Below are 19550 nucleotides of genomic sequence, written 5' to 3'. Positions count from 1 at the left end.
TCCTGCCGCGTGAGTTGGGAGGAAGCGGCAGAGAAACGAGAAAATGTACATCTCCGAATCCCATTGCAAATTGATAGTAACCATGCCAGGTATTACTGATAATGATGAATGACGCGATCCTTCGAAAAATCGATTTGAACCTTCTGCTGGCCTTCTCGGTGCTGATGCAGGAGCGCAATGTCAGCCGCGCGGCCGAGCGGCTGCTGCTCGGTCAGCCGGGACTTTCGGCGGCGCTGCGACGGCTGCGCGAAGCACTCGACGACGAATTGTTCGTCCGTGTCGGGCGTGGCCTGCAGCCGACGCCGAGGGCGCTTGCCATCGCGCCAGCGATCGAGGACGCGCTTTCCGGTATCGAACGCGCCATCCGGCCGCCCGCCGCCTTCGACCCCGCCAGCTGGCAGGGCGAATTCCGCATCGGCCTGTGCGACAATCTCGAATCGGCCTTCTTCGGCCCGCTCGCCGCACGACTGCGCGAGCTGGCGCCGGGGGCTCGGCTGGTGGGTGTCGCCGCCTTGGACAAACGCGAAGCCGGACGGATGCTTGACGAAGGGGCCTATGATTTCAGCGTCTCGATCCATGACGAGCCCGCCTCCTGGCACATCCGCGAGCCGCTCTTCGACCAGTCCTCCATCTCGATCTACCATCCGAATCAGCTCAGGCTGAAGGCGCCGCTGAGCCTCGAGGACTTCACCCGCGCCGACCATGTCGCCGTCTCGTTCGAGGGCAACAACAGCTCGACCAACGTCGACATTGCGCTTGCCCGTTTGGGACACAGCCGCCAGGTGGTGGCAACGGTGCCGCGTTTCTCCGCCTTGCCGATGGCGCTGCAAGCGATGCCGGCGATTGCGACGATTCCGGAATCAATCGGGCGTTGCATGGCCAAATTGCACGGGTTAGTTGTTTCGGTGCCGCCGGTTCCGCTACCGACCGAGCCGGTGACGATACTCTACCGGCGCGTCGATCGAGCGGATGAAAGGTCCATCTGGTTCCGCCGGCTGTTCGTTGAAGTTGCCGGTGCGGCGCTCGAAGCATCGGGCTGCAAAATGGGCATTTCCAAGGCAGCCGCCTGACGGCAGTGTCTCCGCCTCGTATCCATCTCATTGAAATACAATATGTTTTTTTCGTCTCACGAAATGTGTTTGGAATATTAACCAACGTGAGCTAAAAAACATGCGCGACGTGATTGGGCTGGACTATCACAATAGGAGGCACATACCGTTGAGGGCGCGACATGCATTGGGTAAATCCATAACCGGAATTCTATTCGCCGGACTGGCTGCAACAGGGTGCACCACCGCAGCCAACACGACAGCCACAGCAAGTCCTTCCGCATCTGCGCGGCAGGTAAAAGCTCACTCCACCAAGGTAACTTACAACTATACCGCGCGAGATCGCGACTGCCTGAAACGAGCCATGTACTTCGAATCCGAACATTCGGATCGCGCTGGCTACATGGCAGTCGGAACCGTCGTGATGAACCGGCTCACCTCCGGCGCCTATCCTAATTCGATCTGCGGCGTGGTCGCGCAGGAAAGACAGTTCGCGCCCGGCGTCATGAGCAGGGCCATCGACGCGAGAGTCGGACCGGAACTCGATTCCGCAGCGAACGGAATTCTGCGCGGGGAACGGCACCCCGGGGTCAAGGACGCCATGTTCTTCCATACCGCGGGCCTGAGATTCCCCTATCGCAACATGCACTATGTCGCTGCGGCAGGCGGCAATGTCTTTTATGAAAAGCGCTCGCGCGACGGAACGCTCCAGACGCCTTCCCCGCTTCCCGGCTATGAAGTCGCTATGAACTATCTTCCTGGCCGGATGAACTACCTTTCCGACCAACCCCCTGCGAGCCCGGTTCAATTCGCGGCCTATGACGCGTCGGCAGGCTCCACACAGGTCGATGTACAGCTGCCGCAGACCGGCCCGATCCCATCGGCGATGCCGGTTGCGCAGACCTTGCCGGTCACCACATGGGCGCCGGACTTCACCACGACATCCTCGATTCCGGCTGCCGCTCCGGCGCCTGCAGGGACGATCATGCCACCTGCAGGAGCACCGATCGCGCTGCCGACGCCACGTCCGGCTTACAACAGCGCAGCGCTCGACCTGCGCAACCTCCCGCTTGGCAGCTGAGGAAGCGGTGGCTTTCGAAGGCGACGATCTCGCCTTCGAACAAAGGCCAATGTCAGGGGACGGCTCTGCACGCCGTCACCCCGGACTGGATCCGGGGTCCAGCAGCGCCGCGTCTGCGGCGCGTAAGACTGTCAGTCATGCGAGTCTTTTAGGCTCACAGACGTTTGCCGGCTGGATTCCGACTCAAGGCCGGAATGACGGGGTGATCGGGCGTCCTCTTTGAAACTGCGGCTGATGCTATCTTGGTCAGCGGCCTGAATTCCTCCGGCCGGCGCCGGAGGAGTTTTTCTTTGCTTAAGCCTTTGCATCACGCTTTTGCGCGATCGCTCACTGCCACACGACGATCGGCGTCTTGACCGGCACGCGGTCATAGAGGTCGATGATATCCTGGTTCATCAGGCGGACGCAGCCGGAGGAAACGGCCTTGCCGATCGAGCGCCATTCCGGACTGCCGTGCAGGCGGTAGAGCGTGTCCTGGCCGCTCGAGAAGATATAGAGCGCACGGGCGCCCAGCGGATTGACGAGGCCCGGTTCCATGCCACCGCGCTCGATCGAATATTTCGCAAGCTCCGGCTGGCGGGCGACCATCTCATTCGGTGGCTTCCAGCGCGGCCATTTCTGCTTCCACTGGATGACGCCGCTGCCGGCCCAGGCAAAGCCTTCGCGGCCGATCCCGACGCCGTAGCGCATCGCCGTTCCACCCGGCTGGACGAGATAGAGGAAACGCGAGGGCGTATCGACGACGATCGTGCCGGGCGGCTGGCCCGTCGGGTCGATGACCTGCTGGCGATAGAAGCGCGGATCGATCTCGTGGTAGGGAACAGCAGGGATCAGGAAGCCGCCGTCTTCGATCGGGCCGTACATCACCTCAAGCTCGGCATCTGACGGCCTAGGCGTTGTCTCGAACAAGCGTGGAACACGGAAAACGACGGGCTGAGCGGTCGGGGCCGAAGTGGAAGCGCAGCCGGCAAGCGCGGAAGCCGCAGTCAAAGCCGAAAGGGAGAGAAAGCTGCGGCGGGAGAGAGGTTTTTCGTGACTCATGCGCGGGACGGATTTCCTTCCTGTCGCGGGGGGCACGTCATACGACAAACACACCCCGGTTGGTTCATTCAACGCCGGTGACATCTCATAAAATCTATTCACCGACGGTAAATAAGCCATACCCTCACGAAGTCGTGTCCCCGCGCGGACAGACGATATCCGCCGCCCTGTGGCGCAGCTACATCACTACGATCTCGGCCTTGGCCGGAACGCGATTGTAAAGGTCGACGACATCCTGGTTTAGCATGCGCACGCAGCCGGATGAAACGGCCTTGCCGATCGACTGCCAATCCGGGGTGCCGTGAACGCGATAGAGCGTATCCTGGCCATCCTTGAAGATGTACATGGCGCGGGCACCAAGCGGATTTCCAAGGCCCGGATTCATGCCGCCGTTCTCGGCCGAGAAGGGACGGATATCGGGTTGGCGCGACACCATTTCGGCAGGCGGCGTCCAGCGCGGCCACTTCTGCTTCCATTGAATGACACCACGGCCGGACCAGGCGTAGCCTTCGCGGCCAAGCCCGACGCCATAGCGCATCGCCTTGCCGCCCGGCTCGATGAAATAGAGATGCTTGCTCTTCGTATCGACGATGATCGTACCCGGCTTTTCCTGCGTCGGGTAATCGACCTCCTGGCGGAGATATTCAGGATTGATCCGGCTGACCGGGATGGCCGGCAGAACGAAATCGCCATCCTGAAGTTCGCCATACTCGGACGACGCACTCAGCGGATCGGTGACCGGCAGACCGTAGGTTCGACTGTAGTTGGTGGCCGGAAGGCCGTAGGTCTGATTATACAGCGTCGGCGGCGGGACCTCGCGCCTCTGCGGTACTGGCGCATCCAGCGCCCTGACGCGCCTGGGGTCGACGCCCGGCGGCTGATAGAAGACCGGAGACGTCTCCTGCACGAAACGGTCAGGATCAGTTGCGCCGGTATCCGGAATGAGAATATTGCAGCCGGTGAGGCACGCGGCCGCCAGGGCAAGGCCGGCAAAGGGGAGCACCCGGCGCGAGAAATCCATAAATCCACCCTTTTATCCAGGCTCAGCTGAGCGATATCCGCGGGCAGATATGGCACTTGCGGCTGGCGTGAAGCTGGTGTCGGCCCGCCGAAGCTTCACCGGGTCGCTTCAAGGGATCAACGGGGCGAAATCACTAAACTAGTACGACGCCATGGCCGTACACCGCCGTCAACTCCCGAACGAGTTCCGTCTCATCTTCGGTCAGCTTTCTCACGTCGACAAAGCGCCAGTTGCGCTCGTAGAGCGCAAAGGCTTCCTTTGCCGGAAGGGGGCACGTCGGCTCGCGATCCAGCAGAAGCGATTTCAGCTGGGGGTAGTCGTTCGGGATGATCTCGTCTGGCACTCGCGCCATGATGCACCCTAGTATAGTGCATCGGCCCAAAAATTGAAGGCGCGCCTATGAGGCCACGCCATGGAAAAAGGGAATGCTCTGTGCGATCTGCTCGGGCAGAGCCGAATTATGGTTGCCGGCGGCCGTAGCGGCGTCGATGTGAATGCCGGCACCACCGGCGCGGCTGACGAGCAGGCTGGTACGGTCGATGAAATGGTCCTCCTCAGTCGCGTGCGTGACGCGGACCGGGCATTTGAAACTCTGCGCGTAGCAGAGCGCCGAGCGAACCTCGAACTCGTGCTTGTTGGTATCGTCGAAACGGATGTCCTGCGGGTACCGATTGAAGAAACGGAACGCGTCAGGATTGCCGGACATCGGGGCAGCGGCACGGAATCGGTGGGTGCTCATGGCGGCCAGCATGGTGAGCGTGCCTCCAACGCTATGGCCCGCGACGAAAAGCCGGTTCGGATCGACACCGGGAAGATGCGCAAGCCGGTCGGCGGCTGCCAGCACGTCGTCAACCTCATCATAAAAACCGGAAAAATTGCCCATCTGGCCATTTTCACCGCGGACAGAAGGCATGAGCACGACGAAACCCGCATCCATGTATGGCTTAATGAGCTGCCAGTGGCCTATCCCCATGGCATTGCCGCCGTGGAGGAAAAGCACACCCGGCATTGCATGGCGCTTGCGTTTGTATTTGCTGACCCAGGCGGCAAGCTCTAGTTCGCCGCCGGCGCCTGAGCGGTAAAATATCTGCTCGCCACCCGGCGGTGCGACCAATGGCTCGTATTTGTCCGGCGCTGGCCCCTTCCGAAGCAGCTTCGTGCGGAAGCGGTGGCGGACTTTGGCATAGTCATGCTTGATCAGGCGTGGCTGATCCGGAACCTCGAAGGCGGAGGCGATGCCGGGCAGTAGGAGGGTGCCCGCGATTCCGGCGAGTACGGCGCGGCGTTGGCGGAAAAAGTCATTTCGATCATCAAAGAACATGGCTCACCACGAATAGACCCGGCTTCGAATGTCTGCACCGGAACTCGATGACGGCCAATACACATTGCGTTGAAAGCGGGATTCTGCGTCACTGTTGCGCAGGAGGGGCTCTGCCGCGGCCGTTGTCGATCATCGCGACCAGTGTCTCAAGACGGTCGGCCTCGTAGGACGGCTTGTCGGGACGCAGCCGGGAGATGCGCGGAAAGCGCATCGCCACGCCGGATTTGTGCCGGGTGGAGCGATTGATTCCCTCGAAGGCGACTTCGACGACGAAACCGAACTCCCTGTCGGCCCGCAGGGCGCGAACCGGACCGAAGCGCTCCGTCGTATTGTTGCGCACGAACTTGTCGAGCACTTCCAGCTCCTGGTCGGTAAAGCCGAAATAGGCCTTGCCAACAGGCACCAGCTGCTCGCCATCCGGCATCTCGGCCCAGACACCGAAAGTGAAATCGGAATAGTAGCTTGAGCGCTTGCCGTGGCCGCGCTGGGCATACATCAAAACAGCGTCGACGTTGTAGGGATTGCGCTTCCACTTGAACCATGGGCCCTTCACGCGGCCGGCCTGATAGATGCTGTCCTTTCGCTTGATCATCACGCCCTCGATCACCGGATTGGGCGGCGATTCGCGCAGATCGTCCAGCTCTTCCCATGTCGAAAAGGCAACGAGGGAAGAGAGATCGAAGCGATCGTGCGGGGCCTGTTCGATGATCTCCGAAAGACGGCCGCGGCGATCGAGATAGGTGTTGCTGCGCACGTCCTCCTCGCCGTCGAAAAGCAGGTCGTACGCCCGGATGAAGGCGGGATACTCCTCGAGCATTTTGGCGGTCACCGTCTTGCGGTTCAATCGCTGCTGAAGGTCGGAGAAGGTTCGCGTCGGGCTGTTCGAGCGCGACGTGCCGCCGACCAGCAATTCGCCGTCGAGCACACCGTTGAAGCTGATCGATTCCAGGATATCCGGGAAGGCGCCGGAGATATCATCGCCGGAGCGGGAGTAGATCTTGCGCGTTTCGCCCGAGCGCGAAAGCTGCACGCGGATGCCGTCCCATTTCCACTCCGCGGCATAGTCCGCCGGGTCGAGATTGGCCAGATCGTTCTCCTCCACCGGATGGGCGAGCATGACGGAGTGGAAGATCGCGGGCGTCGCCAGGATCGGCTTGCCACCCCTGCCCTCCAACCATTCAAACAGCGACTCGTAAGGCGGCTCGAGGCCGTGCCAGAGCGTTTCGATCTCGGTCACGTCCTTGCCGCCGAGATCGGCCAGCGCCTGCTTGGCAAGCCGTGCCGAGACGCCGATGCGCATGGCGCCGGTTGCGAGCTTGATGAAGGCGAAGCGTCCCGACGGGTCCAGCCGGTCCATCGTCTCGCGGACGAAGCCTCTGACTTCGGTGCGGCCGAGCGAATTCATCCGGGTGACGACTTCGCCGAGGCGCGGCTGGGCGAGCGCGGAACGGTCGATGTCCTTCTCGTTGTCCCAGACGAGCGAGATCGTTTCGGCGAGATCACCGACATAATCGTAGGAGTAGCGGAACAGCACCTCGTCCAGACGCTCGAGCGTCAGATCACGGAGCATGGCAGGTTTGACGTCGCGCACCACCAGCGTGCCGGCGATGGCGGCAAGGCCGTAGCCCCGGTCCGGGTCCGGCGTATCGCGAAAATAGTCCGCCAAGAGCTTCAGCTTGCCGTTACGGCTGGGGGTGAGAACGAGACGGTCAAGGAGGTCGGCGAAGGCTTTCATGGGAGCGCTCCGTCTTTTCTTCTCCCCAGCGGGGAGAAGGTGGCCCGAAGGGTCGGATGAGGGGGTCGGCGCGTCATACAAAGGCTTTGCGAATAAGGCGGTTGTTCGCTCCTTCCGTCGCTCACCCCCCTCATCTGTCCTAACGGACATCTTCTCCCCGCTGGGGAGAAGAGGAAACCCACCGCAGCAATCACGCTTCAATCCCCCTCATCTTCGTAGCCCACCAGATGAAGCGGCTTGGCCTTGATGCCTTGCAATTCGCACCAGCGCACGAGCGCCTCCTCGCGGCCATGTGTGACCCAGACTTCGGCGGGGTTGAGTTCCGTGATCGTCTCGGTGAGTTCCGGCCAGTCGCAATGGTCGGAGATCACCAAGGGCAGTTCGACGCCCTGCTGCTTGGCGCGCTGGCGCACCATCATCCAACCGGAAGCGAAGGCGGGAAGCGGATCGTTGAAACGGCGCGCCCAGCGATCGGCAAAGGCGGAGGACGGCCCGACGACGACCGCACCCCGGAAGGCGGCTTTGTCGCGGCTCTCGATCGTTGCCGGCTGCAGATCGCCAAGATCGATGCCCTGCCCCTGATAATAGTCGCAGAGGCGTTCCATCGCGCCATGGATATAGATCGGCTCGCTGTAACCGGCATCGCGCAGCAGACGGATGACGCGCTGCGCCTTGCCGAGCGCATAGGCGCCGATCAGGTGCGTGCGCTCCGGAAACTGCCGGAGCGAGGCCAGCACCTTGCCGATCTCGTCCATCGGGTCGGGATGATGGAAAACCGGAAGCCCGAAAGTCGCTTCGGTGATGAAGACGTCGCAGGGGACCGGCACATAGGGGGCGCAGGTCGGGTCCGGGCGGCGCTTGTAATCCCCGGAGACGACGATGCGGGTGCCGTTCTTCTCGATGGCGATCTGCGCGGAGCCGAGAACATGGCCCGCCGGATGGAAGCTCACCTTGACGCCGTTCAAATCCAGCTCTTCGCCGAAGCTCGCGGCCTGTTCGCTGCCTGCGAAATCGTCGCCATAGCGCAGGCGCATGATGTCAAGCGTCTGGCGCGTGGCGAGAACATGCCGGTGGCCGGAGCGGGCATGGTCGGAATGGCCGTGGGTGACCAGAGCCCGATCCACCGGCCGCACCGGATCGACATAAAATCCGCCCTCCGGGCAATAAAGCCCCTCGGGGGCCGGGTAAAGCAGAGCATCGGGTCTCATCATGAGCGAAAGATAGCGAGAAACGGGCGGACCGCCAGTGGCCGTTTGCCGTTTGCGTCTGATGGCCGTCCCCAGGGGAAGTCACGGTTTTGTTCAATGCTGAAAAGGCAGCTTACTTCGCGGCAAGGATTTTGTGCAAAAACAGAGATCCGAACTGAACAATCCCTGCTTTCGGACGGTCCTCGAATGCATCTGCGGCGCAACATACTCGGCTTTCTCGGCACGGCGCTTGCCATGCCGATGGCCGATCGTGCCTTTGCGGCATCGAAGTCGCCGGCGCTGCGCGGCGCGCTGGATGCTTCGGGGGTCGCAAAGAACGGACTGCAGGCGATGATTGACGAGTCCGTCCGCAGCAACACGCCGCTCTATCTTCCTGCCGGGATATATCAGGCCGCGAACCTTGTGCTGCCGGATAATTGCCGCATCAGCGGCGTTCCCGGCGCCTCGCGGATTCTGCATCGCGGCAGCCTCAATTCGGCAGACGACGCGCGGCGGATCGAGCTTTCCGGCATCGTCATCGAGAGCAACGGCGGCATGGCCGACGAGGAAAACGGCGGGCTTGTCCAGTTGACCGGCATTGACGACCTGCAGATCGACAATTGTGAAATTCGTGGAAGCAGCAAACACGGCCTGCGCCTGGAACGTTGCGGCGGCCGGATCGAGCGCAGCCGCCTTTCAGGGGCGGCGCAGGCCGGCATCTTTGCGGTCAATTCCACCGGATTGTCGATCACCGGAAATACCGTGACCGAATGCGGCAATGGCGGCATTCTCGTGCATCGCTGGGAGAAGGGCGAAGACGGCACCGTGATCTCGGGCAACCGTGTTACACGCATCCGGGCGGATGACGGCGGCACGGGGCAGAACGGCAACGGCATCAATATTTTCCGCGCGGGCGGGGTGATCATCGCCAACAACCATATTTCCGACTGCGCCTTCACCGCCGTCCGCGCCAATTCCGGCGACAACGTGCAGATCAACGGCAATCAATGCCTGCGCTCCGGCGAGACGGCGATCTATGTGGAGTTCGATTTTCAGGGCGCCGTCGTTTCCAGCAACCTCGTCGACGGTGCGGCGAACGGCATTTCAATCGCCAACTTCAACGAAGGCGGAAGGCTTGCGGCCGTCAGCGGCAACATCGTCCGGAACCTGACGCTGGACGGCCCTTACAAGCACGAAGTCGGCTTCGGCACCGGCATCGCCGCGGAGGCCGATACGGTCATCTCCGGCAATATCATCGAAGGCGCGCCGCTCTGGGCGATGCAACTCGGCTGGGGACCGTATCTGCGCAATCTCGCCGTTACCGGAAACGTCGTGCGGAAGTCCGCTATCGGCTGCGCGGTGTCTGTGGCAGACGGCGCGGGCACGGCGGTGATCACCGGAAACGTCTTTCAGGAGATGAGCGACGGCGCGATCTTCGGCTTCGAATGGGACAAGAGGGTGTCCGGGGATCTGACAAAGGCGGGCAGCGAAAGCTATCCGCAGCTGACGATCGAGCAGAACAGGACCGGCTGAGACACATCAAAAGCTTTCATTGACACATAAGGTTGAGCCGCTTCCGCCTCGCTCGCCAACGCTTTAATTTGCAGCAGATACAAGGGGATCAGACATGCTGACAATCTATGGGGTTTACCGTTCTCGTGCCGCGCGCGTCTACTGGATGGCGGAGGAGCTGGGCATCGAGTTCGAGTCCGTGCCGGTGATCCAGGCGAAGCGGCTTGCCAATCCGCTCGCTCCCGATGCGCCGATCAACACGCTCTCGCCGGAATTCCTCGCCGTCAATCCGATGGGGCTGATCCCCTCGATCAAGGACGGCGAGCTTGTGATGCATGAGTCGCTGGCGATCAATCTCTACCTCGCCCGCAAGCGCGGCGGCCCACTTTCCGGCCAAACCGTCGAGGAAGACGGTTTGCTGACGATGTGGACCATCTGGGCGCTGGCAGAGGTCGAGCCGCATACGGTGAAGATCGTCGTCACCTATGACAACGAGCACGAAAACACCGCGGCCGGCAAGGGGACGATCGACGTCGCCTGCCGCTCCATGAAGCGGCCGCTCGCCGTTCTGGAAAAGCATCTCACCGAAAGGGACTGGATCGTCGGCGGTCGCTTCACCGTCGCCGATCTCAACGTGGCGGAAGTGCTGCGCTACAGCCAGACGGAACAGGCGCTCTTCAACGCGCATCCGAAGGTAGATGCCTGGCTGAAGCGCTGCCAGTCCCGCCCGGCCTATCTCGCCATGCAGGCAACGCGCTCGAAAGAGCCGGTCTAACTGGCTCGCAGACTGCTGACAAACTCTTTGCTGACCGGATTTTTGCGATCGACGGTGCTGTACTCACCGTCGTCATCCCGGCCTTGAGCCGGGATCCAGCGCGATCAAGTCATTGATCGCAATAGACTCTTTCGCGCGATGGACATCGCCTGCTGGATGCCGGATCAGGTCCGGCATGACGCAAAAGAATGCGTCGGCATCCAACAACGACCTTTGTCGACAACCTGAGAGCCGGTCTGAACCGCCTTCTCGATTGCTCTAATCACCGTGGTTGGATTTCCAATCGAGCCCGATGTCGAGCGTCGGCGCGCTGTGCGTCAGCCAGCCGACCGAGATGAGGTCGACGCCGGAGGCGGCAATTGCGCCTGCCGTCTGCGGCGTTACTCGCCCGGAAGCTTCGGTGATCGCCCGGCCCGCGACGAGCCCCACCGCTTCGCGAAGCTCATCGGGGGTCATGTTGTCGAGCAGTACTGCATCGACACCGACTTCCATCACCTCGCGCAGCTGCTTTAGCGTGTCGACCTCGACCTCGATCTTCACCATATGGCCGGCACCTGCCTTGGCCCGGCGGATCGCCTCAGCAACGCCGCCGGCAATGGCAACGTGATTGTCCTTGATCAGCACGGCATCGGAAAGCGCAAACCGGTGGTTCACGCCACCGCCGGCGCGCACGGCGTATTTCTCGAGGATGCGCAATCCCGGCGTCGTCTTGCGCGTGCAGGCGACCGAAGCTTTCGTGCCGGCGATGGCGGCGACGATCCCCGCCGTGACCGTCGCAATGCCGGACAGGTGGCCGAGGAAATTCAAGGCCGTCCGCTCGCCGGTCAGAATGCCGCGCGAGGAGCCTTCGATCGTGGCGATGACCTCGCCGGGTTTCGCAGCCGCGCCGTCGTTGAGGTGACGCGTCAGAACGATCGCAGGATCGACGAGCTGGAACGCAAGCTCGGCAGCGTCGAGACCGGCGATCACGCCCGGCTGGCGGGCGGCCATGACGACGGTCGAGCGATGGTCTTCGGGGATGACGGCGGCCGAGGTGATGTCGCCGGCAAGGCCGAGATCTTCGAGCAGGGCGTTGCGGACGAGCGGCTCGACCATCAGCCGCGGCAAGGGAACAAGCGTCATGTTAGGCACTCCTGGCAAGGGGATTGGATAGGACGGCCTGCGCAAAATTCAGCACCTGAGGCAGGCTCATCCGACGGCGTCTGGCGTTCGCAAGCTTGAGCGGGAAGTCGGTTCGGGCATGGGCGCCGCGCGATTCCGTCCGCAGGGCCGCAAAGACGGCAATCAGCAAGGCGACGATGGCGGGGTCGGTTGCGGGTCCCTCCTGCTCGACAAGCGGCAGGAGCGCACCGATCGCACCGTGAATCGTGCCGCCGTTCCGCAGGACACCGAGATGTCCGGAAACAATACCGCGAACAGGCGATGCGTCGGGCTGCGGCGGCAGCGGCTCGATTGCCGTCGGGCGCAGGCATGCGGCCGTGCCTGCAATATCCCTGGCGGCGCGCATGCCCATGACCGCGGCTTCGAGCAGCGAATTGCTGGCCAGCCGGTTGGCGCCGTGCAGGCCGGTCGATGCCGCTTCGCCCGCAACCCAGAGGCCGGGGACAGAACTGCGGCCACTCTCGTCCGTGGCGACACCGCCCATGTGATAATGCACGGCCGGTGCGACCGGGATCAGCTGCCGCGCGGGATCGACCCCAGCTTCGCGGCATAGTTTGTCAATCACCGGAAAGCGCATCGGGAAGCGATCGCCCAACGCCACGCGGGCATCGAGGAAGACCCGGCCGCCGCGGGCGATTTCGGCGCTGATCGCCCGCGCCACGACATCGCGCGGGGCAAGTTCCGCGGCGGGCTGATCCGCCATGAAGCGCTCACCCCGTTCGTTAATGAGGACCGCGCCCTCGCCGCGCACCGCCTCGCTGACAAGCGCCAGCGGCCTGCGCTTCGAGCGGAGCGCCGTCGGATGGAACTGCACGAATTCCATATCGGCCAGCTCGGCCCCTGCCCTTGCCGCAAGCGCAATGCCCTGCCCGAAGTTACCGACCGGATTGGTCGTCGCCTCATAGAGGCCGCCCACGCCGCCGGTGGCCAGCAGGACATGCGGCGTCGGCAAGATGAAAGCCCTTCCCTTCGATGCGCAGAGGACGCCGCCGATCGCACCGTCGGCGAGAAGCAGGCGCCGGACTTCGAAATCGGCCAGCACGGTGACCGACGGAGTGGAGGAGACAGCCTGCACCAGTGCACGAACAATCGCGGCGCCCGAACCGTCGCCTTCGGCATGAACGATGCGCGGGCGGCAATGCGCGGCCTCGAGGCCCAGCGAGAGCTCTCCTGCGGCATTCCTGTCGAAGCGGACGCCGGCTTTCTCCAGCGCGGCGATCACCGCCGGCGCTTCGCTGACGATACCGGCGGCGACTTCCGGATCGCAGAGGCCGTCGCCAGCGGCAAGCGTATCGGCAAGGTGCAGCTCCGCGCTGTCATCCGCGCCGACGCTTGCGGCGATGCCGCCCTGCGCCCAGGCACTTGAGGTCTCAGCGCCGAGTTCCGCTTTCGTGATGAGGACGACCGGTTGCGGCGCGAGGGTCAGCGCCGCCATCAGCCCGGCAAGGCCGCTGCCGACGATGACCGGGCGGCCGGCAAGATGGGTCAGGATTTCGGTCATATCGCCAGCATCCTTTCCACCGCCCGGCGTGCGGCCACGGCAACGGCGGGGTCAACGGTGACTTCGTGGCGGTTTTCTTCCAGGGCGGAACGGATGTTCGAAAGCGTGATCCGCTTCATGTGCGGGCAAAGATTGCAGGGCCGGATGAACTCGACGTCCGGATGATGCACGGCGACGTTGTCGCTCATCGAACATTCGGTGAGCAGCACGACTCGCGCCGGACGCTTCTGCCCGACGTAGTCGGACATGACGGCGGTGGAACCGGCGAAGTCCGCTTCGGCTACGACATCCGGAGGACATTCCGGATGCGCGAGCACGGTGACGCCGGGATAGTTTTCGCGCAGCTGGCGAACGTCGTCGGCGTTGAAGAGTTCGTGTACTTCGCAGTGGCCGTGCCAGGCGATGATCTCGACATCGGTCTCTTTCGCAACGTTGCGGGCGAGATATTCGTCCGGGATCATCAGCACGCGCGGCACGCCAAGCGATTCGACCACCTGCTTGGCGTTGCCTGACGTGCAGCAGATATCGGAGGCCGCCTTCACCGCCGCCGAGGTGTTCACATAGGTGATAACAGGCACGCCGGGATGCGCCTGCCGCAGCAGCGCGACGTCTTCCGGCGTGATCGAATCGGCCAGCGAGCAGCCTGCGCCCATATCGGGGATGAGCACCGTCTTTTGAGGATTAAGCAGCTTTGCCGTCTCGGCCATGAAATGCACGCCGGCAAGGACGATGACCTCCGCATCCACCTCGATTGCCTTGCGCGCCAGCGCCAAGCTGTCGCCGACGATATCGGCCACGCCATGGAAAATCTCCGGCGTCTGGTAGTTGTGGGCGAGAATGACGGCGTTGCGGCGGCGCTTGAGATCGAGGATCGCTTCGACATCGTCCTCGAAGCTCAGCCATTCGGCCTTGGGGATGACGCGGCTGACGCGGTCGTAGAGAGCGGACGCGGACACGGCAGAATTCATGGCGATCTCCTTTATACTCTAAATGAGTATATCTAGGACGAAGCTAATTATTCTCAATTCGAGATTATGTCAACCGCGGGAGAGTGGAAGTTTCGAGCCTGAGAGCGCGCGTTCTTCGAGAACGGCATGCCGGTAACGGAACAGCTTTGCAGGGCGGCCGCCGGTTTCGCTGGTCATTTCGCCGGTTTCCTCGATCAATTGCTGCTGATCGATCAACCGGCGGAAATTCGGCTTGTGAAGGGTAAGCCCCGCCAGCGCCTCGACGCTGCGCTGAAGCTGCAGCAGGGTGAAGCTCTCCGGCATCAGTTCGAAGACAACCGGGCGATACTTGATCTTCGCCCGAAGCCGGGCGATGCCGGTCGCAAGAATCCGCCTATGATCGGCAAACATCCGGCGCCCCGGGTTTTCCGCAGCCGTCGCGCCCGCCTCCGCCACCAGACCGGCCTCATACAAAAGTTCGTAGCGCTGCAGCGCGAGATCCTCGTTCCACACCGCGCCCTCCAGCCCGAAAGTGAAGGCGATCCGGCGCCTGCGGCGCTCCTGCCGGGCGGCATCCATCGTTTCCCAGCACCGCAGCCGCTCGACGAGCGCATCGAAAACCGGCGGCTTGCCTTTGCGATGGTCTTCCCATGGAAAATATTCGTACCAGCTATGCCAGCCCGGCGCCGGATGCTCCCGCACCAGCCCCAGATAGCTGATCGAGATCGTTCGCCCGCCGAGAATCTCGTTCTGCCGGTCGCGGTCGGCAAAGGTGTAAAGCTGCTCGAGATAGCCGACGGGATGGGCCGTCTGCTCCTGGATCCATTCGCGAAGGCCGCTCTGCAGCGTGCGGTGGCCCATCTCGAAGGAACCGGAAGGCAGGGCTTCGCCGGTGCCGACCGTCATGACGCGTGGATCATCATTGGTGACAGCGGCAAGGACCGCGATCAGTTCTGCGTGGGCAACGCCGATAGGCACTGTGGAATCTCATCCTCTGCGTGTGTGGTTGCTCGACAGCTTTGCCATAGGAGCTATGCAAAGCCAATGGAGGAGCGGAATGCACCAACCCTTGTCCTCCTCAAGAAAAGAGCTTCAGCGTCCCGGCCATCTCCTCGCGAATCCAAGCCTTGAAGTCTCTCACCTTCTTCGGTTCGCGCGCGCCCTCGGCGGTGATGAAATAGTGGCCGAAGCCCGTCTTGGCGCGGATGCCGAAGGGAGCGGCGAGCTGGCCGGCCTGCAGCGAATAATCTGCGAGCGTCTGCCAGGCGAGCATGACGCCCTGCCCGGCGATCGCTGCGTCGAGACAGAGCGAGGCGTCGTTGAAGACGTGGCGCGTTGCGGGTGCAGAACCTGGAAGGCCCGCCTCGCGCATCCAGACGTCCCAGCTGAACATGGCGCGGCCATCGATGACGGCCGGCAGCTTCAGGAGGTCCGCAGGCCTCTTCAGGTCCTGCGCCATCTGCGGCGCGCAGACCGGGAACACTTCCTGCGCAAGGAGCAGCTCGGCCCTGACGCCCGGCCACTGCCCCGCCCCGACGCGAATGCCGATATCGACATCGGAGGTCGAGGGATTGACGAGGTTCGTCGTTGCCTCGAGGCGCAGCTGAATGTCCGGAAAATGCGCGGCGAAGCGATCGAGCCGCCAGACGAGCCATCGGGCGGCAAAGACTGGGGCGACGGAGATCGTCAGGGTCGTGTCGTCCCTGCGCTGGGCGATCGACACGGCCTCCGACATGCGGGTCAGGCCGTCGGTCAATGCGGCCAGCACCGGCGCACCGGCTTCCGTCACCACCATGCCTTTCGGCGTTCGCTCGAAGATCACCCGGTCAAGCTGCCCTTCCGCCTTGATGACCTGCTGGCTGACGGCGCCGATCGAGACGCCGAGTTCCTCGGCGGCAAGCTGCAACGAGCCGAGACGCCCGACCGCCTCCAGCGCTCGCAGCCCGTTCAGATGCACGGAGTTCAGATTTCGCATATAGCTTTCCTATAGCGGATCACCGGTAATCTCAATTGAAAACCTGGTGGCCCGGTCCGATATTGACGCCATGAACGATGATCGAAGTTCCGGCACCGGCGAGACAGAGGCGTTGGTGCAATTCGGATTCCCGACCGGAAATCGAGCGAGGCATTGCCATGTCATTGCTAAAGTTTTTCTTGAGTGAACCGCCCGGCCCAAGGCCCTTGGAGAACCAAGATCCGCTGTCGCATCCGGACATCGCCGCGATGTCGCTGAGGCAGCTGGCCGACCTGCCCTCGATTTATCCCGCGCCGAAGCCGACGCGGTATGAGAGCCAGCCGCTGCCGAGATGCGCGTGATTTTGGCAAGGTTCTTCTGTGAAAAATGGAAATGAATTGCGTGGCGGGCTCATTCCTGTGCTCGTCACAGGAATCCATTCACGGCGTGTCGGCGCCGTGAATGACTCTTCTATGAAATGAGTCTTCCGCGCCATGGACACGGCGCTGCTGGATCCCTGTGACAAGCACAGGGATGAGGGGCCCTGACGAGCCCCGGCGTTCCGCCGTCAGGCCTTTTCGATCGTCAGCGCCCGCTGCACCGCAGGGCGTTCCATCATGCTGGCGTAATGGGCCGTGGCTTTAGGGAAGCGCATCGGGTCGACGCCGTCGCCGCGCAGCCAGCCAGTCATCGTAAAGAGATAGGGGTCGGCGACGGAATACTGCTCGCCCATGACCCATGGACCTTCGAACAACTTCGCCTCGATCAGTTCGAAGCATTCCGTCATCGTCTGCGGCACCTTGGTCTTCATGGCTTCGTGGGCGGCCGGATCGTCCGCCCAGCGGCTGCCACGGCGGCCATGCGCGTGGTTCACATGAACCGTGGAACAGATATAGTTGTTGAACGCCTGCAGCCGGGCGAATTCGAACGGGTCGCCCGGCGCGAGCCCTGCAGCGGGTGCGATCTGCGCGATATAGGCGAGGATCGCCGGGCTCTCGGTCAGAACGCCTTGATCCGTGGCCAGCGCCGGAACCCGGCCCTTCGGATTGATCTGCAGGTACTCCGGCGAGCGCTGCTCATTATCCTTGAAGCTGATCTTCCTTGCTTCATAGGCAAGGCCCGCTTCCTCCAGAGCGATAAGGCTTGCAAGCGCACAGGTGCCCTGGGCGAAATAGAACGTCAGCATGATCGACTCCCTTTTTGGGAGATGTATAGCGCAGCCGCGACTTGCCGCCTATGACGAAATGGGGCCGGCTTCCGGTCCCGCAGGTCAGGCCACCTTGGCGCATCCCGGCACGTCTTCCAGCCTGTACCAGACGGGAATGCCACGCTCCCGGGCGATGCGGACATCATTATCCGCGCCCTTGGAATCGCCAGGCAGGCGCAACACCCCTTCGCAAAGCTGCAAGAGCCGGTGGGCGACGGGATGGAAGATTTCCTCGTAGAGATCGTCACCGATCGACTTGCCGCCGGCGGCATTCCAGACCGGTAGCGCCACCCATTCGCCGATCATCGGCATATGGCCCGCCCTGAAGAGCGCGTAGGATGGTTCTTCCAGCCGCTTCAGGTTAGCCGCCATTTTTGCCGGATCGTCGCCGGTTCCGGACCTGTATGGCCCCGCAATCAAAATCAACATTGTCAGACTCCCTCACTCCCAGGCCTCATGCACGGAATTTCACAATCATGCGCGAATTTTCTTGAATGTCGAGTCATTTCGGGCATTATCATACCGTTTCATGTAATCTCGTGCAGAGCGATGCTGACCACCCAACGCAAATCCCTGATCCTCGACATCCTGCGCCGCGACGGCCAGGTCATTGCCAAGCGCGTCGCCGAGGATTTCGCGCTGTCCGAAGACACGATCCGCCGCGACCTGCGCGAGATGGCCGCGGAAGGACTGTTGCAGCGGGTACACGGCGGCGCGATGCCGATTACGCCCAGCCTGCCGGACTTCTCGGCGCGGCGCAGCGTTGCGTCGGAGGCCAAGCAACGGCTCGGCGCCAGGGCGGCGGAGATGGTGGAGGCGGGACAGATGATCTTCCTCGACGGCGGCACGACCACCGCGGAGGTCGCCCGGCATCTGCCGCGAGACATCGCCATTACCGTTGCCACGCATAGCCCGACGATCGCGGCGGAACTGGAGCATCACCCGTCTGCCGAGGTCATTCTGACAGGCGGGCGGCTTTACAAGCATTCGATGGTGGCGACCGGCGCGGCGGCCATGGCGGCGATCTCGCAGCTCCGGCCCGATATCTTCTTCCTTGGCGTGACCGCAGCCCACCCCGCGCACGGGCTGTCGACGGGCGATTTCGAGGAGGCGGCCATCAAGCGCCATATCGCCCATTGCTCGGCCGAAACGCATGTGCTGCTGACTGAAGAGAAATTCGATCTCGTCTCGCCCTGCCCTGTGCTGGGAATTTCCGAAGTCACTGGACTGATCGTTTCGGCGGGAATACCGGAGGAGCGGCTTGCCCCTTACCGGGCGCTCAACGCCGCGATCCTCGAAGCATGAAGGGTGCGCTCAACCGGGCACGCAGCAGGGCGACGTCCTGCGGCAGCAGACTTGCGGCAACGGCCGCCACGAAGATCGCGAGCACGACATAGGCTGGCGTCGTGCTGCCGGCGCCGAGATCGAGGATTGAGGCCAGGCGCGGCTGCACCGCGGCGATCGCGGACGCGATCCAGGGCATCCCGAGCATGCGCGCGGGGATGGCGCCGAAGCCTTCCGTCTCCGCGATCGCCGTGAGCACGCCGTAGGCGGCGGCAAGCCAGGTGACGGCCCGCAGCCAGGCCCATTGGCCGAATGGAACGGTATTCCCCTCTTCGAAGGGGATGACGAGATAGCCGCAGAACACCGTGACGAAGAGGAAGGCCACGGGGAGACTTTCCACGACCATTTCCGGCCGCAACTGACCCGTCCAACCGGCGGCGAGAATGCCCGGGAAGGCCGCCGCTGCTGAAAACCAGATGAGCGCAACGAGCGCCCAGAGCCAGCTCGCCGAGAGATAGCGCAAGCGGGCGAAGGTGCAAAACACCATGATTACGCCCGCAAGCCCGATGCCGGCAGGTTTTATCGCACCCGCCATCGTGAGAACGATCGGCCCGCAGGAGCCGGCGATCTCGGCGCAGCCAGATATCGCAACGACAGCCCAGGTGACGTAGTCGAAGCACATCGAAAAGAACAGGAAGACCGCGACGGCGATCAGCATCCACCAGAGATAGCGGCCTGCAAACATATCCTGCCCTCATGGCACGGGTCGAACGT

At 62.8% G+C, this 19550-nt stretch carries 19 protein-coding genes; 5 read left to right on the top strand and 14 right to left on the bottom strand.

The window, feature by feature from the left end; all coding sequences use genetic code 11:
- Positions 1-101: 101 nt before the first annotated feature.
- Both HGP14_RS04920 and HGP14_RS04915 read left to right on the top strand, forming a co-directional pair.
- The gene (locus HGP14_RS04920; RefSeq protein ID WP_168828714.1) at positions 102-1070 is read left to right on the top strand and encodes a LysR family transcriptional regulator; all 969 of its coding nucleotides are present in this window, start codon (positions 102-104) and stop codon (positions 1068-1070) included.
- Positions 1071-1218: 148 nt separating this feature from the next.
- Positions 1219-2130, top strand: a complete 912-nt coding sequence (locus HGP14_RS04915; RefSeq protein WP_168828713.1) for a cell wall hydrolase — start codon at positions 1219-1221, stop codon at positions 2128-2130.
- Positions 2131-2457: 327 nt separating this feature from the next.
- Here the strand turns inward: HGP14_RS04915 and HGP14_RS04910 are convergent, their stop codons facing one another.
- The 6 genes from HGP14_RS04910 to HGP14_RS04885 form a co-directional block, all read right to left on the bottom strand.
- A complete protein-coding gene (locus HGP14_RS04910) occupies positions 2458-3171 on the bottom strand; it encodes a L,D-transpeptidase (RefSeq protein WP_168828712.1) in 714 nt (237 codons plus the stop codon).
- Between the two features lie 178 nt (positions 3172-3349).
- Entirely contained in the window at positions 3350-4192 is an 843-nt protein-coding gene (locus tag HGP14_RS04905) for a L,D-transpeptidase (protein ID WP_168828711.1), read from the bottom strand.
- Between the two features lie 133 nt (positions 4193-4325).
- Complete coding sequence (locus HGP14_RS04900) at positions 4326-4544, bottom strand: hypothetical protein (protein ID WP_168828710.1); 219 nt, start codon at positions 4542-4544, stop codon at positions 4326-4328.
- A 45-nt stretch (positions 4545-4589) separates the two neighbouring features.
- On the bottom strand, positions 4590-5513 hold the full coding sequence (locus HGP14_RS04895; protein WP_168828709.1) for a S9 family peptidase: 924 nt from the start codon (positions 5511-5513) through the stop codon (positions 4590-4592).
- An 88-nt stretch (positions 5514-5601) separates the two neighbouring features.
- Positions 5602-7248 carry a cisplatin damage response ATP-dependent DNA ligase gene (locus tag HGP14_RS04890; RefSeq protein ID WP_168828708.1) on the bottom strand — a complete coding sequence of 549 codons (1647 nt, stop codon included), beginning with the start codon at positions 7246-7248 and terminating at the stop codon, positions 5602-5604.
- Positions 7249-7445: 197 nt separating this feature from the next.
- Complete coding sequence (locus HGP14_RS04885) at positions 7446-8456, bottom strand: ligase-associated DNA damage response exonuclease (RefSeq protein ID WP_168828762.1); 1011 nt, start codon at positions 8454-8456, stop codon at positions 7446-7448.
- Positions 8457-8642: 186 nt separating this feature from the next.
- Here HGP14_RS04885 and HGP14_RS04880 point away from each other — a divergent pair, with 186 nt between their 5' ends.
- Positions 8643-9968, top strand: coding sequence for a TIGR03808 family TAT-translocated repetitive protein (locus tag HGP14_RS04880; protein ID WP_168828707.1), 1326 nt, complete (start codon positions 8643-8645; stop codon positions 9966-9968).
- A 94-nt stretch (positions 9969-10062) separates the two neighbouring features.
- Positions 10063-10722: a glutathione S-transferase family protein gene (locus HGP14_RS04875; RefSeq protein WP_168828706.1), complete on the top strand. Its 660-nt coding sequence runs from the start codon at positions 10063-10065 to the stop codon at positions 10720-10722.
- A 258-nt stretch (positions 10723-10980) separates the two neighbouring features.
- Here HGP14_RS04875 and nadC read toward each other — a convergent pair whose 3' ends face one another.
- The 7 genes from nadC to HGP14_RS04840 form a co-directional block, all read right to left on the bottom strand.
- The gene (gene nadC, locus HGP14_RS04870; protein WP_205927008.1) at positions 10981-11844 is read right to left on the bottom strand and encodes a carboxylating nicotinate-nucleotide diphosphorylase; all 864 of its coding nucleotides are present in this window, start codon (positions 11842-11844) and stop codon (positions 10981-10983) included.
- 1 nt (position 11845) lies between these two features.
- A complete protein-coding gene (locus HGP14_RS04865) occupies positions 11846-13384 on the bottom strand; it encodes an L-aspartate oxidase (protein WP_168828705.1) in 1539 nt (512 codons plus the stop codon).
- The gene (gene nadA / locus HGP14_RS04860) at positions 13381-14352 is read right to left on the bottom strand and encodes a quinolinate synthase NadA (protein ID WP_168828704.1); all 972 of its coding nucleotides are present in this window, start codon (positions 14350-14352) and stop codon (positions 13381-13383) included. The genes HGP14_RS04865 and nadA overlap by 4 nt, the downstream gene beginning before the upstream one ends.
- A 69-nt stretch (positions 14353-14421) precedes the next feature.
- A complete protein-coding gene (locus HGP14_RS04855) occupies positions 14422-15309 on the bottom strand; it encodes an NUDIX hydrolase (RefSeq protein WP_168828703.1) in 888 nt (295 codons plus the stop codon).
- 100 nt (positions 15310-15409) lie between these two features.
- On the bottom strand, positions 15410-16306 hold the full coding sequence (locus HGP14_RS04850) for a LysR substrate-binding domain-containing protein (RefSeq protein WP_168828702.1): 897 nt from the start codon (positions 16304-16306) through the stop codon (positions 15410-15412).
- 547 nt (positions 16307-16853) lie between these two features.
- Positions 16854-17471, bottom strand: a complete 618-nt coding sequence (locus tag HGP14_RS04845; RefSeq protein WP_168828701.1) for a glutathione S-transferase family protein — start codon at positions 17469-17471, stop codon at positions 16854-16856.
- Positions 17472-17555: 84 nt separating this feature from the next.
- On the bottom strand, positions 17556-17921 hold the full coding sequence (locus HGP14_RS04840) for a DUF4406 domain-containing protein (protein ID WP_168828700.1): 366 nt from the start codon (positions 17919-17921) through the stop codon (positions 17556-17558).
- A gap of 120 nt (positions 17922-18041) precedes the next feature.
- Between HGP14_RS04840 and HGP14_RS04835 the strand changes: the two genes are divergently transcribed.
- Entirely contained in the window at positions 18042-18797 is a 756-nt protein-coding gene (locus tag HGP14_RS04835; protein WP_168828699.1) for a DeoR/GlpR family DNA-binding transcription regulator, read from the top strand.
- Here HGP14_RS04835 and HGP14_RS04830 read toward each other — a convergent pair.
- Positions 18772-19521 (bottom strand): hypothetical protein, encoded by a 750-nt coding sequence (locus tag HGP14_RS04830; protein ID WP_168828698.1) that lies wholly within the window; start codon positions 19519-19521, stop codon positions 18772-18774. The genes HGP14_RS04835 and HGP14_RS04830 overlap by 26 nt on opposite strands.
- Positions 19522-19550: the final 29 nt, after the last annotated feature.

The sequence above is a fragment of the Rhizobium sp. P32RR-XVIII genome (genome assembly GCF_012641395.1).
GTDB lineage: Bacteria > Pseudomonadota > Alphaproteobacteria > Rhizobiales > Rhizobiaceae > Rhizobium.
This window is presented reverse-complemented; position numbering and strand designations above follow the sequence as displayed.

Bases quoted from the DNA above. Each gene is read 5' to 3' on its own strand.
- HGP14_RS04920 (WP_168828714.1), top strand. From the start codon at position 102: ATGATGAATGACGCGATCCTTCGAAAAATCGATTTGAACCTTCTGCTG.
- HGP14_RS04910 (WP_168828712.1), bottom strand. From the start codon at position 3,171: ATGAGTCACGAAAAACCTCTCTCCCGCCGCAGCTTTCTCTCCCTTTCG.
- HGP14_RS04905 (WP_168828711.1), bottom strand. From the start codon at position 4,192: ATGGATTTCTCGCGCCGGGTGCTCCCCTTTGCCGGCCTTGCCCTGGCG.
- HGP14_RS04900 (WP_168828710.1), bottom strand. From the start codon at position 4,544: ATGGCGCGAGTGCCAGACGAGATCATCCCGAACGACTACCCCCAGCTG.
- HGP14_RS04895 (WP_168828709.1), bottom strand. From the start codon at position 5,513: ATGTTCTTTGATGATCGAAATGACTTTTTCCGCCAACGCCGCGCCGTA.
- HGP14_RS04890 (WP_168828708.1), bottom strand. From the start codon at position 7,248: ATGAAAGCCTTCGCCGACCTCCTTGACCGTCTCGTTCTCACCCCCAGC.
- HGP14_RS04885 (WP_168828762.1), bottom strand. From the start codon at position 8,456: ATGAGACCCGATGCTCTGCTTTACCCGGCCCCCGAGGGGCTTTATTGC.
- HGP14_RS04880 (WP_168828707.1), top strand. From the start codon at position 8,643: ATGCATCTGCGGCGCAACATACTCGGCTTTCTCGGCACGGCGCTTGCC.
- HGP14_RS04875 (WP_168828706.1), top strand. From the start codon at position 10,063: ATGCTGACAATCTATGGGGTTTACCGTTCTCGTGCCGCGCGCGTCTAC.
- nadC (WP_205927008.1), bottom strand. From the start codon at position 11,844: ATGACGCTTGTTCCCTTGCCGCGGCTGATGGTCGAGCCGCTCGTCCGC.
- HGP14_RS04865 (WP_168828705.1), bottom strand. From the start codon at position 13,384: ATGACCGAAATCCTGACCCATCTTGCCGGCCGCCCGGTCATCGTCGGC.
- nadA (WP_168828704.1), bottom strand. From the start codon at position 14,352: ATGAATTCTGCCGTGTCCGCGTCCGCTCTCTACGACCGCGTCAGCCGC.
- HGP14_RS04850 (WP_168828702.1), bottom strand. From the start codon at position 16,306: ATGCGAAATCTGAACTCCGTGCATCTGAACGGGCTGCGAGCGCTGGAG.
- HGP14_RS04845 (WP_168828701.1), bottom strand. From the start codon at position 17,471: ATGCTGACGTTCTATTTCGCCCAGGGCACCTGTGCGCTTGCAAGCCTT.
- HGP14_RS04840 (WP_168828700.1), bottom strand. From the start codon at position 17,921: ATGTTGATTTTGATTGCGGGGCCATACAGGTCCGGAACCGGCGACGAT.
- HGP14_RS04835 (WP_168828699.1), top strand. From the start codon at position 18,042: ATGCTGACCACCCAACGCAAATCCCTGATCCTCGACATCCTGCGCCGC.
- HGP14_RS04830 (WP_168828698.1), bottom strand. From the start codon at position 19,521: ATGTTTGCAGGCCGCTATCTCTGGTGGATGCTGATCGCCGTCGCGGTC.